Source organism: Asticcacaulis sp. P4_H10 (assembly GCF_056400965.1).
Genome location: NZ_JBFUKH010000006.1, coordinates 346,402 through 357,436, shown reverse-complemented (window position 1 = coordinate 357,436; position 11,035 = coordinate 346,402). Strand labels below are relative to the sequence as shown.

The 11,035-nt window shown below is 60.2% G+C and carries 11 protein-coding genes and 1 pseudogene; 8 read left to right on the top strand and 4 right to left on the bottom strand.

Going from position 1 to position 11,035, the window contains the following annotated elements; all coding sequences use genetic code 11:
- Positions 1-220 (bottom strand): annotated as a pseudogene (locus tag AC1DON_RS13515) (5-aminolevulinate synthase); the annotation flags it as partial.
- Between the two features lie 196 nt (positions 221-416).
- On the opposite strand from AC1DON_RS13515, the gene AC1DON_RS13510 reads away from it, so the two are divergent.
- Positions 417-962: a DUF1697 domain-containing protein gene (locus AC1DON_RS13510; protein ID WP_476935323.1), complete on the top strand. Its 546-nt coding sequence runs from the start codon at positions 417-419 to the stop codon at positions 960-962.
- Here AC1DON_RS13510 and AC1DON_RS13505 read toward each other — a convergent pair.
- Positions 957-1,376, bottom strand: coding sequence for a hypothetical protein (locus AC1DON_RS13505; RefSeq protein WP_476935322.1), 420 nt, complete (start codon positions 1,374-1,376; stop codon positions 957-959). The genes AC1DON_RS13510 and AC1DON_RS13505 overlap by 6 nt on opposite strands.
- A 75-nt stretch (positions 1,377-1,451) precedes the next feature.
- Here AC1DON_RS13505 and hemB point away from each other — a divergent pair, with 75 nt between their 5' ends.
- The 4 genes from hemB (at position 1,452) to AC1DON_RS13485 (ending at position 5,106) form a co-directional block, all read left to right on the top strand.
- Positions 1,452-2,450, top strand: coding sequence for a porphobilinogen synthase (gene hemB / locus AC1DON_RS13500; RefSeq protein WP_476935321.1), 999 nt, complete (start codon positions 1,452-1,454; stop codon positions 2,448-2,450).
- Between the two features lie 3 nt (positions 2,451-2,453).
- Positions 2,454-2,984 (top strand): hypothetical protein, encoded by a 531-nt coding sequence (locus AC1DON_RS13495; protein ID WP_476935320.1) that lies wholly within the window; start codon positions 2,454-2,456, stop codon positions 2,982-2,984.
- A gap of 123 nt (positions 2,985-3,107) precedes the next feature.
- Positions 3,108-4,655, top strand: coding sequence for a tetratricopeptide repeat protein (locus AC1DON_RS13490; RefSeq protein WP_476935319.1), 1,548 nt, complete (start codon positions 3,108-3,110; stop codon positions 4,653-4,655).
- 67 nt (positions 4,656-4,722) lie between these two features.
- On the top strand, positions 4,723-5,106 hold the full coding sequence (locus AC1DON_RS13485) for a hypothetical protein (RefSeq protein WP_476935318.1): 384 nt from the start codon (positions 4,723-4,725) through the stop codon (positions 5,104-5,106).
- On the opposite strand, the gene AC1DON_RS13480 is transcribed toward AC1DON_RS13485, so the two are convergent.
- Positions 5,096-5,965 (bottom strand): NAD(P)-dependent oxidoreductase, encoded by an 870-nt coding sequence (locus AC1DON_RS13480; RefSeq protein ID WP_476935317.1) that lies wholly within the window; start codon positions 5,963-5,965, stop codon positions 5,096-5,098. The two genes, AC1DON_RS13485 and AC1DON_RS13480, sit on opposite strands and share 11 nt — an antisense overlap.
- Positions 5,962-6,444, bottom strand: a complete 483-nt coding sequence (locus AC1DON_RS13475; RefSeq protein ID WP_476935316.1) for a flavin reductase family protein — start codon at positions 6,442-6,444, stop codon at positions 5,962-5,964. The genes AC1DON_RS13480 and AC1DON_RS13475 overlap by 4 nt, the downstream gene beginning before the upstream one ends.
- Positions 6,445-6,605: 161 nt before the next feature.
- Between AC1DON_RS13475 and AC1DON_RS13470 the strand changes: the two genes are divergently transcribed.
- The 3 genes from AC1DON_RS13470 to AC1DON_RS13460 all read left to right on the top strand — a co-directional run bounded on the left by AC1DON_RS13470 (position 6,606) and on the right by AC1DON_RS13460 (position 10,999).
- Complete coding sequence (locus tag AC1DON_RS13470) at positions 6,606-7,505, top strand: flagellar motor protein MotB (RefSeq protein WP_476935315.1); 900 nt, start codon at positions 6,606-6,608, stop codon at positions 7,503-7,505.
- Positions 7,506-7,655: 150 nt separating this feature from the next.
- Positions 7,656-8,387 carry an arginyltransferase gene (locus tag AC1DON_RS13465; RefSeq protein WP_476935314.1) on the top strand — a complete coding sequence of 244 codons (732 nt, stop codon included), beginning with the start codon at positions 7,656-7,658 and terminating at the stop codon, positions 8,385-8,387.
- A gap of 149 nt (positions 8,388-8,536) precedes the next feature.
- Positions 8,537-10,999, top strand: coding sequence for a TonB-dependent receptor domain-containing protein (locus tag AC1DON_RS13460; protein WP_476935313.1), 2,463 nt, complete (start codon positions 8,537-8,539; stop codon positions 10,997-10,999).
- The last annotated feature ends 36 nt before the right edge of the window (positions 11,000-11,035 follow it).

Genomic DNA, 11,035 nt, shown 5'->3' with positions numbered 1-11,035 from the left:
CGATTGCCTTGTGCATGGCTTCCAGCACGACCGGGTTCTGACCCTGACCGAGATAGTCGTTGGAGCACCAGACCGTGACGTCCTGCGTCGAGCCGTCTTCGCGCGTCCACGTGGCGCGCGGAAACTGGCCGTTGTGTCGCTTCAGATTGGCGAACACACGGTAGCGCCCTTCGGCGCGAACCTGATCAACGGCTGCCTCGAACGCGGCGGTATAGTCCATAGTCTCAATCGCTCCAGACGCCAGCGTGACGTCATCTCGTGCGCGCAAATAGCTTCGCAATCTCGCGGTTACAACCCATCAGCCGCGAAAAACCGCGCTAACATCAAGGTTTCTTCTAATTTGTGTTAAATTCACCTTTATTTCCAGCGCGAACCGTTCTCAATGTAAGCGCCAATTGTCGCAGGGGAGGTTAGAAATGACGCAGCCGACGGTATGGATTGGCCTCTTCAGAGGCATTAATATCGGCAAGCACAAGATGCCGATGAAGGAGCTGGTCAAGGTCCTCGAAGCCGAAGGCATGACGGACGTAAAGACCTATATCGCCAGCGGCAATGTCGTGTTTCGCGCCGAGCTTGGCGAAAAGGCGCTGACCGAACGGGTCGAGGATCTGGTCCATACAAATTTCGGTTTTCGCCCGCCCTTGACGCTGATCACCCTTGCCCATCTTGAAAAGACGCTGGCCGCCAATCCGTTCCGCGATCATGAACACAAGGGCAAGGCGCAGCACATTTTCTTTTTTCGCAGCCCACCGTCGAAGCTTGATCGCGAGGTGCTGGATAGCATGCTGGCCGACAACGAGGCCTACCATGTCAATGACGAGGCGCTGTATTTCTACGCGCCGGATGGCATCGGCCGCTCGGTCTTCGTCGAAAAGATGGGCAAGGGGATCAAGGGTGAGATGACCGCGCGCAATCTCAATACCTGCGAGACCCTGCGCGATATGGCGGCGGAAATATCATAGACATCCGGCTTCGTCGTACGTGCCGACGGCACGGCTTAATGTATGCTGTTCGTCATATTGAACGACGACGACGTAGTCCAAGGCGCAAGGCATTCCAGTGACCAGCTTACTGTAAAACAGGCTGTCGGGCGGGAAGTCGAGAGGATGGCGCCGGGAGAAAACACGGCTTTCATCGGGCTTGAATTTGCCTTCGGTAAGGATTTTTTCGACCTCGGCCTTCGTCATTCCGGACTTGAACGGCTTTGGCATCAGTTCCACGGGTTCGCCCCACCCGGTCGGTGCTTTTCTTATCGCCCGGCTCACAGGGTCGTCGGGCTGAAAAATGCCCGAATAGGCAGGCTTGTGCATGCCTGCGATTGTCAGCGCCAGACCAACCAGCAAGCCAGACAATAAAACAGGTCGTTTCTTGTGCATCTCGCCCTCGCTACGCCTTGCATTTTCGAAGCATAGCGCGCACAGCGGCAATGTCGACTGCTACCTGGTGATCCCATGTCATACCCTACCCCCGCACCCTTTCCCCTCGCCCGCCCGCGCCGCCTGCGCCAATCGGCGTGGATCAGAGACCTGGTGGCGGAAAACCGGCTGCACGTGTCGGACTTGATCTGGCCGATCTTTATCCACGACCGGGACGTCAAGCGCGAAGCCATCGGCTCATTGCAAGGCGTCGATCGCCTGAGCATTGAAGAAGCCGTCAACGAGGCGCGCCAGGCAAAGGCATTGGGAATCAATGTCCTGGCGCTGTTTCCTCATCTGTCAGAGTCGCTGCGCAATGCCGACGCCACCGCTGCGCTCGATCCCGACGGCTTGATCCCGCGCGCCTGCCGCGCCATCAAGGCGGCCGTTCCTGATATCGGCCTGCTGGTCGACGTCGCGCTCGATCCCTACACCGACCACGGCCATGACGGCCTGCTGCGCGACGGCAAGATCGTCAATGACGCCACGGTCGAGATGCTGGTCGAACAGGCGCGCGTCCAGGTCGAGGCCGGGGCTGACATCGTCGCCCCGTCCGACATGATGGACGGCCGCATCGGCCGCATCCGCCACGCCCTGGAAGCCAACGGCCACGCCGATACGCTGATCATGTCCTACGCCGCCAAGTACGCCTCGGCGTTTTACGGCCCCTATCGCGACGCCATCGGCGTCAAGGCGCTGAAAGGCGACAAGAAGACCTACCAGATGGACTCGGCCAATTCCGAAGAGTCCTTGCGCGAAGTCGCCATGGATATCGCCGAGGGCGCCGACATGGTCATGGTCAAGCCCGGCCTGCCCTATCTCGACATCGTCCAGCGCGTCTCGGAGACCTTCCGCGTCCCGACCTTCGTCTACCAGGTGTCGGGTGAGTATGCGATGATCAAGGCCGCCGTCGAAAAGGGCTTCATGGACGAAGACCGCGCCGTTCTGGAAACCCTGCTGGCCTTTAAGCGCGCCGGCGCCTCCGGCATCCTGACCTATTTCGCCAAGAGCGTCGCTGAAAAGCTGAAGGGCTGAACCATGAGCATTACCAGCGATCTGCGCGAAGCGCTCGCCAACGAAACCTATATCCGTCTGAACCTTGAAGACGGCAGCCACGAAGGCTTTGTCGTCGGTTTGAGCGACAAGCTGGTCCTGCTCCAGGCCATCTATGAATGGCAGGACACGGGCGCCCTGGTCGTGCCGGTCGAGCGCGTCGAAAGCTGCGACGTCTCCGATCACCAGGAAGACCAGGTCAAGATCCTGGCCTTCAACAGCGTCAAGCGCACCAAGCGGTACAGCGGCATCAAGCTGACCAACCTGTCCGAACTGTTCAAGTCGTTGAAGCCCAAGAATCGCTTCGTCGTCATCTCGGTCGAGGACGAGGCCGATGTCGGCCAGATCGACGCCATCGAAAAGGACCACGTAGTGCTCAAGGCGGTTGATCCGGGCGGCAACTGGATGGAAGACGAACTGGAATGCCCGTTCGAAGAGATCACGACCGTGCAGTTCGACGACAGCTATAGCCGCGTCCTGCAACGGTATGTCGAACGCGCCGCGCAACTCAACTAGCGCTTTCCGAAAAGTACGAAGCGGTTTTGGCTGCGCCGAACTGCGTTTCGGATAAAAAGCGCACCAAACAGTCGACAAAATCACCGCAAATACGTTACGCTTCCTCGGTTCAAGGGGGAATCCATGCGTAAACTTTTGTATGCCGGCGCCGCCATAGCGGCTGTTCTGATCAGTGTGCCCGGTGCGGCGATTGCTGCCAAGAAGCCCGATCCCGAGCAGATCAAGCCCAGCGAGCTATCCGTCATCAACGCCATTCTGCGCCAGGGCCGACAGAAGGCGGAAAAAGGTGACTGGGCCGGCGCCACGGAAAGCTATCAGTCGGTCATCGGCAACCCGGCCTTCTCAAAGCTGTCGCCGGAAATGCGCCACTTCGCTTATTACGTCCTGGCGATGGCTGAATTTTATAATGACGCGTACGAGCCCGCCTACATACACATAGTCGCTGCGGCCGAAGCCGCGCCCAAAGAAATGGACGCATCGTCGTGGCTCTTCTACGCACGTCTGGCTGCCAAGGCTGGCAAGACCGAGGCCGCAGGCACGGCGGCTGTGCGCGCCATCACCGACTTCCCGGACCAGCTCAAGAAAATTGAGAGCTGGCGCATCTTCAGTCTCGCCAGCGACCTGGAAGAGATCAAGGATGACCGCGTCACCTACCAGAAATATCTCGAAGCCCTGCGCACCGCCAAATACGTTCCCGAAGACGACTTTTCGACCAGCGAATCGCTATGGTTCGACCTGTTCGCCATCTATGCCGATCGCAGCGAGGATGCGAAGGCGCAGGCTCTGGCCGACGCATTGACCGAGCCTTACACGATCGCACGCCGCCAGATCGACAAGCGCTACGTCCGCTTCGCGCCAAAGGCCGAGGACGCCTACGCCAAGGCGCTGGCGGCCGACATCGCTGATGCCCAGGCCATGGTCGCCAAGCATCCGTCGAAGATCGAAGGCGTACAATCCCTGGCCAATAAATTGATGAACACCAATCGCTTGCCTGAAGCATTGAAGGTCATTGACGAAGCCTTGACCAAGGCCGATGCCGCGCCGAAGGACAAGCCGGCCTTTGAGGACCTGAAAGACAATCACGCCTGGGCGTTGAGCACCCGCGCCTCCATTCTCCAGTTGATGGGGCGCAACGACGATGCGCTGGCGGCTCAGACCAAGGCACGCGATATCGCCGTGGCAACCGATGAGAATATCTTCAGTCATCGGGTCAATCTCGGCAGTTTTCTGAACGAGCTTGGCAAACCCGCGGACGCCCTGACCGAGGTCAAGGACCTGTTCGACGACAAGACCGCAAGCGAGTATGGCATGATGGCAGCCGAAGAGGTTCGCGCCTGTGCCCATGCGCAACTGGGTGACAAGACGGGCCTCGCCAAGTCTTTGGAATTCATGCGCGCCCACGCCGACGACGGCGAGACGACACTTCAGAGCGCGCTTCTGTGCGCCAATGAGATCGATGAAGCGGCCAAGCGCCTGATTACCAGGCTCGGCGATCCGCTCAAACGCGGGCCAGCCCTACTCACGCTCCAGACCTACCTGCCAAAGCCGCAGCCCTCAGCCTGGCAAAAGACAATCAGCAGCCGATTTGCCGCCCTGCTTGCCCGCCCCGACGTTCAGGCGGCCATCACAAAGTATGGCAGTGTTCGTGCCTATCCGGTCTTCGGACCATAAGCGGACGCTAAATGCGCAGGCGCCGATTAGCGATATACTGGCCCTCCATAGCGATACGGAGAATGTCATGACCGCCGCCTACGCTCTTCTCCTCGGACTGGTGTTTCAGCCCATCGACAGCGCGCCGTTGCCGCCCGTTAAGCCGCAGCACAACGGCACTTATCTCAGCTGCACCTATTTCGACTTCAACCGCAATGTGAACTACCGCTCGCGCGTCTTCCCGGTGCAGGGCGTCCCCGAGACGCCGCGGACCGACATGTCGATCTTCACCGAAGCCTTCTCAAAGGCCATTACGGCGCAGTACCAGGTGCCGGTGGATATGCGCCACGTCCATTGCGATACGGTCGGCGCGTGGCGGATTGATGCGGAGCTTCAGCAGCAGGCGGCGTTCGACGCCGGCACGGTTAAGCCGCCCGAAGACGGACGGCGCGTCAACTGGCCTAATTCTTAGGCCTGCGCGCTTCGAGGCGGGCGTGCAGGCTGGAGGTATCCCAGCGGCTGCCGCCCATGGCCTGGACTTCGCTGTAGAACTGGTCGACCAGGGCCGCGAGAGCCAGATGCGCGCCATTGTCGCGCGCTTCATCGAGCGCGATACCCAGATCCTTGCGCATCCAGTCGACAGCGAAACCGAACTCATACTTGCCGTCGTTCATCGTGCCCCAGCGATTGTTCATCTGCCACGACCCTGCAGCACCGCCCGAAATGGCGCCCAGCACCTTGTCGGCATCGAGCCCGGCGCTACGCGTGAAATGGAGCGCTTCGGCCACGCCCTGGACGACACCGGCAATTGCGATCTGGTTGGCCATCTTGGCGGTCTGGCCGGCACCGGTCTCGCCGATGTGGACGATGACCTTGGTGTAGGGCTTGAGCAAAGCCTCAACTTCGGCAAAGCGGCTGTCCGCGCCGCCGACCATGATGGCCAGTTGCCCGTTGACGGCGCCCGCCTGCCCGCCGGACACGGGTGCATCGTAAAAATCGAAGCCTTTTTCGCTACATATCACCGCCAGCTCACGCGCCAGTTTCGCTGACGTCGTCGTGTGATCGATGATCAGCGTGCCGGGTTTCAGGTGCGGCAATGCGGCTGTCACTGTGTCGCGCACGTCCTGGTCGCGGCCGACGCACAACAGAAAAACGTCCGTATCGGCAACAGCTTCGGCCACGCTCTCCGCCGCCGTGCCGCCGGTTTCCTTCGCCCAGGCTTCGGCTTTGGCGAAGGTCCGGTTATAGCCGGTGACGCTGTGGCCCGCCTTGATTAGATGGCCGGCCATCGGCCCGCCCATGATGCCCAGACCGGCAAAACACAGCTTCACGACGCGCTCCTGATTTCACCATATCGACCACGGAAAAAGGTCAGCCCGGCCTGTGCGTCGTCCTTGTCGAAAGATGTCACACGGCCAACGATAACCAGGTGATCGCCGACCGTACGCGTTTCATAGGTTTCACACGCCAGGAAACCCAGGACGCTGCTCAGCCGCAAAGGATGCTCAGCGCTGATCAGGCCTTCTTCGGGCAGGATATGGGCATTGAAGCGGGCAAAGCGCTGCGACAGTTCCTGCTGGCCGCCCGACAGGATATTGATGCCGAACGATGGCGCCTCAGCATAGACAGCGTAGCGATGTGCCTTGTTGTCGAGGCACCATTGCACCAGCGGCGGATCCAGCGAAACCGAGGAAAAGGAATTGGCTGTCATGCCGATCACATGGCCATCGACATGGTCTGGATCGGGCACAGTAATGACGCAGACGCCGGTGGCAAATCCGCCAAGAGTGTGTCGGTAGGTCTTGTCCATCGGTCTCCTCGGCCTTTGCGACGTTTCTTACGCAATTCGCCTGCAAAAGCAAAGCCAAAGCCGACTTTAAAAAATAGCCTTGCCGGCTGCGGTTTCAATGCCCTGTTAATGTTAATCAGCGAAAGATGAAGACCTGAATTTTGCTGCTGTACAGGTCCCGAATGGCGAGCCGCGACGCCCCCATAGTCATCAAGAAGGTCAAGAAGGTTGTGGGCGGTGGCCACCACGGCGGCGCCTGGAAGGTCGCCTATGCCGACTTCGTGACCGCAATGATGGCCTTCTTCCTGCTGATGTGGCTGATCAACACGACCTCGCCCGAACAAAAGCGCGGCGTCGCCGACTATTTCGCCCCCGCCAACGTCTCACAATCGACCTCGGGCTCGGGCGGCATCCTGGGCGGCAATGCCCTGGGCGAAGACGGCAACAAGAACGAAGGCACCATGTCCTTCATCGAGCAGATGGCGCCCAAGCCGCCCGAAACCCAGGACCGCGACGGCAAGACGACCGATTCCGCCGCAAAGGGCTCGGCCGCCGATTCCGACACCGACGCCCAGAAGCAGGAACAGCAGAACTTCCAGAGCGCGGCCGAATCGCTGCGCCAGGCTTTGCAGGACATGCCCGAACTGGCCGAACTGTCGAAGAATATCCTCGTCGACCAGACGCCTGAGGGCCTGCGCGTCCAGTTGATCGACCAGGAAGGCCGGTCGATGTTCAATTCGAATTCGGCCGAACCCAATGACCGCGCCAAGGTGCTGCTGCGCGCCGTTGCCAAGGTCGTCAACAACCTGCCCAACCGCATCTCGATCACCGGTCATACTTCGGGAACCGCCGGTACGGGCACGCAAAACCCCCGCGACTGGTCATTGTCGGCCGACCGCGCCGATGCCTCGCGCGCCGTGCTCCAGTCCGCCGGCGTCGACCAGGACCGCATCGCCCAGGTATCGGGCAAGGCGGCCAAGGAACCGCTCTATCCGGACGATCCGTCTCTGGCCGGCAACCGTCGCATCGCCATCGTTCTCTTGCGCGAAGCCCCGGTTCTGCCGCAAAATCCAAATATGTAAATGCAGTAGCGATATGCCGAAAAGTGTGGGCATTTTCGGCTTAATATCGCAGCAAAGCCAAAAGCAGGTGTCACCCCTTGACGGCGCACAGATTGCAAGCACACTTATAATCCGGGGCGAGTCCAGTTTCATTCAGGTTGCGGCGTTTCAATGAGTGAGCATTTTCCAGGGCGCAAGCTCAGATACTACCTGACCATCCCAGGTCCCTGCCCCTATCTGGCGGGCCAGGAGGAGCGCAAGGTATTCGTGCACCTGCCGCCGCTTGAGGCCATTGGCGTCAACGACCAACTGTCGGCCATCGGTTTCCGCCGTTCCCAGAATATCGCCTACCGTCCCGCCTGCCAGAACTGCCGCGCCTGTCAATCCGTGCGCATTCCGGTCAAGCGCTACGTGCCGTCCAAGTCCGACAAACGAGTGCTCAAGGCCAACAAGGACCTGACCAAGGCCTTTGTCGAGGCTGAGGCCAGCCGCGAACAGTTCGACCTGCTGCAGAAATACCTGAAGACGCGCCATCCCGATGGCGGCATGATCGACATGACCTGGCCCGATCTGGTCGCCATGATCGAAGACACGCTGGTTCGTACCCATCTGATTGAATACCGGGAGGACGGCCGGTTGGTGGCCTGCGTGCTCGTCGACGCGCTGAACGACGGCCTGTCGCTGGTCTACAGCTTCTACGACCCCGACCTGAGCGGTCGTTCGCTGGGGCGGTACATCATCCTCGATCACGTCGACCAGGCTAATCGCGCCGGCTACGACTATGTCTATCTGGGCTACTGGGTAAAGGACAGCCCGAAGATGGACTACAAGGCGCGCTATCAGCCGCTGGAGGCGCTGACCGATTTTGGCTGGCAGGAAATCAATCCGTTTGCGCTGCCGTGACGGCGTTTTCGTAACAAACGAAACGGCCAACGGCGCCTAACATTTCAAGTATGAAATATAATTTATTTTGCCGCATTCTCAGACGGATGATGCGAACGCGCGCGTTACACTTTCATAACATGCCACATTCCGTATCAAGGTTATCATTCATGCTTTTGCGTTCTGCCCGCCGTCCTTCATCCGCACGCCGGACATTGTTTATCGGCGCCAGTGCGATGTCGCTCGGCGTTTCCCTGTTCGCCCTGCCCGTCCTTGGCCAGACAACGCCAGCTAAGCCGGTGACTCCGCCGCCCGCCCAGACGACGACCGCGCCTGCCACCCAGGCTCCGGCGGCGCAAGCGCCCGCCCAGGGCGGCGCGCAAGGCGACACACAACCGGCTGACGAACAGGGCCCGGTGACGATCACCGCGCAAAAGCCCGCCGTCCAGAACAAGGTCGATCGCGACGTCTATGACGTCAAGCAGGACCCGCAGTCGGCGACCGGCACGGCCTCGGATGTTCTCAACAACGTCCCGGCCGTCACGGTTGACCAGGACGGCAGCGTCTCCTTGCGCGGCAACAGCAATGTCCAGGTCTACGTCAACGGCAAGAAATCGGCGCAGATGCAGGGCGACAACCGCGCCTTCACGCTGCAAAGCATGTCGGGCGACGATATCGACTCGGTCGAAGTCATGACCAACCCGTCCGCGGCCTTCGGATCCGACAGCGCCGGCGGCATCATCAACATCGTCATGAAACGCGGCCGCAGCCTCCGCCCGCAGACCTCGTACAACATCGTGGTCGGCGACCAGGGCAAGGGTATGTTCGGTTTCCGCACCGGCAAGACCTTTGGCGACAAGCTGACCGTCAACGCCAATGTCAACCTGACGGAAAACATGTCCGGCGGCGGCTGGGGCGGCGGCGGTCGCAAGAGCCGCTCGATCAACGACCGGGAACGCCTGGATCCGACGACCGGCGCGGTCATCCGCCGCGATCTGACCCAGACGGTGTCAAAGAGCTACAGCGAGGGCGTCAGCGGCAATATCGGCGTCAACTACAACTTGTCCGACTTCGATACGCTGGAAGGCCAGATCGATTATCGCAAGAGCGATAACCGCAGCGAAAGCGCCCAGGAAACCCAGAGCTTCAACAGCTCGGGCGTCCTGACCAGCGATCGTCCGTCCTTGCGCGACTCGATGCGCAATCAGGAAAGCATGAGTGCAGCACTGAGCTATGACCGCAAGGGTGAACCCGGCAGCTCCAAGAGCTTCAAGATGCAGTGGGTCCACAGCCAGAGCCTGAACAGCAACCAGACCCTGATCCACAATATCAATCGCCTGCCCGCCCAGGCCGATACCTATTCAGCCCAGGCCAGCAAGTCCAAGGACTTTGTCGATACCTTCAGCGGTGACTGGACAAAGCCCCTGCTCGAAAGCGAGACCGAAGGCCGCCAGTTGCAACTGGGCTGGAATATCGAACATACGGTCAGCGACCAGTACACCTATCAGTCGCTGTCGCTCACCACGCCGGTGACGCCGCCCGAAGCGCCGCGCACATCGTCAATCAGCCAGTTCGATTCCGACGAGTGGCTGACGGCGGCATACGCCACGTTTGAGCGCAAGGCAGGCAAGTTCGGCTATCAGGCCGGCCTGCGCGTCGAAAACCTGCACCAGGACATTCTGTTCTCCAACCCGACCTCGACTGCCGCCGCGACGGCCATCACGCGCGACAGCGTCAATTTCAGCCCCAGCCTGTTCCTGACCTACGACGTGAGCGAGCAGGACAAGCTGAAATTCGTCTATACCCAGAAAATGCAGCGCCCGCAGGCGCGCCAGTTGAACCCGCTGATCATCTTCAGCGAAGACGGCCTGTATGCGCGTTCGGGTAATGCCGACCTGAAACCGGAAATGACCGACAAGTTCGAGGTCAGCTATAATCGCTCGCGCAAGGGCATGAACTTCAACGGCCAGCTCTTCTACGATTCAACCGAAGACACGATCAACCAGGTCAGCACCTTCCTGCCCAGCCAGCCCAATGTCCTGCTGACCACGACGGACAATGCCGGCACGCGCAAACGGTTAGGCTTCAACGGCAACGTCGATCTCAACTCGGCCGACCGCAAGTTTGGCCTGAACGTGAATGCCAACTACAACTATTCGATTACCAACTATACCGACCTGGCTACCGGCCTGCCGGTCGAGCGCAAGGGCCCGACATCCATGGTGCGGGCACGCTTCCAGTACAAGCCGAACGACAAGAACAATTATCAGGTCGTGCTGTTCCATATGGGAGAGCGCACAGACAGCGAAAGCTATTCGACGCCGTTCACGCGCCTTAACCTGTCGTACCAGTATTCATTCATCCCCAACAAGGCTGTGTTAAGCATCAACGCTTCGGGGATTCTTGTCGGCGACGTCAGCCGCAGATATACCGACACGAGCACGGTCCGGGGCTACAGTGAGACCTTCGATCCGGGTGCGAGCGTCATGGCCAGCCTGCGCTACACTTTTGGCGCGGTGCGCGCCAGCCGGAACAACCAGCAGCAGGAAGGCAACTGGCGCGACCGCCCAGGCGGCGGACGCGGCGGTCCGGGTGGCTTCCCCGGCGGCCCCGGTGGTCCGGGCGGCTTCTAGATCGGAATGATTTTAGGCGGAAGCATCATTCCGATC

Excerpts from the sequence above, each read along its gene's own strand:
- AC1DON_RS13510 (WP_476935323.1), top strand. The coding sequence starts at position 417 with ATGACGCAGCCGACGGTATGGATTGGCCTCTTCAGAGGCATTAATATC.
- AC1DON_RS13505 (WP_476935322.1), bottom strand. The coding sequence starts at position 1,376 with ATGCACAAGAAACGACCTGTTTTATTGTCTGGCTTGCTGGTTGGTCTG.
- hemB (WP_476935321.1), top strand. The coding sequence starts at position 1,452 with ATGTCATACCCTACCCCCGCACCCTTTCCCCTCGCCCGCCCGCGCCGC.
- AC1DON_RS13495 (WP_476935320.1), top strand. The coding sequence starts at position 2,454 with ATGAGCATTACCAGCGATCTGCGCGAAGCGCTCGCCAACGAAACCTAT.
- AC1DON_RS13490 (WP_476935319.1), top strand. The coding sequence starts at position 3,108 with ATGCGTAAACTTTTGTATGCCGGCGCCGCCATAGCGGCTGTTCTGATC.
- AC1DON_RS13485 (WP_476935318.1), top strand. The coding sequence starts at position 4,723 with ATGACCGCCGCCTACGCTCTTCTCCTCGGACTGGTGTTTCAGCCCATC.
- AC1DON_RS13475 (WP_476935316.1), bottom strand. The coding sequence starts at position 6,444 with ATGGACAAGACCTACCGACACACTCTTGGCGGATTTGCCACCGGCGTC.
- AC1DON_RS13470 (WP_476935315.1), top strand. The coding sequence starts at position 6,606 with ATGGCGAGCCGCGACGCCCCCATAGTCATCAAGAAGGTCAAGAAGGTT.
- AC1DON_RS13465 (WP_476935314.1), top strand. The coding sequence starts at position 7,656 with ATGAGTGAGCATTTTCCAGGGCGCAAGCTCAGATACTACCTGACCATC.
- AC1DON_RS13460 (WP_476935313.1), top strand. The coding sequence starts at position 8,537 with ATGCTTTTGCGTTCTGCCCGCCGTCCTTCATCCGCACGCCGGACATTG.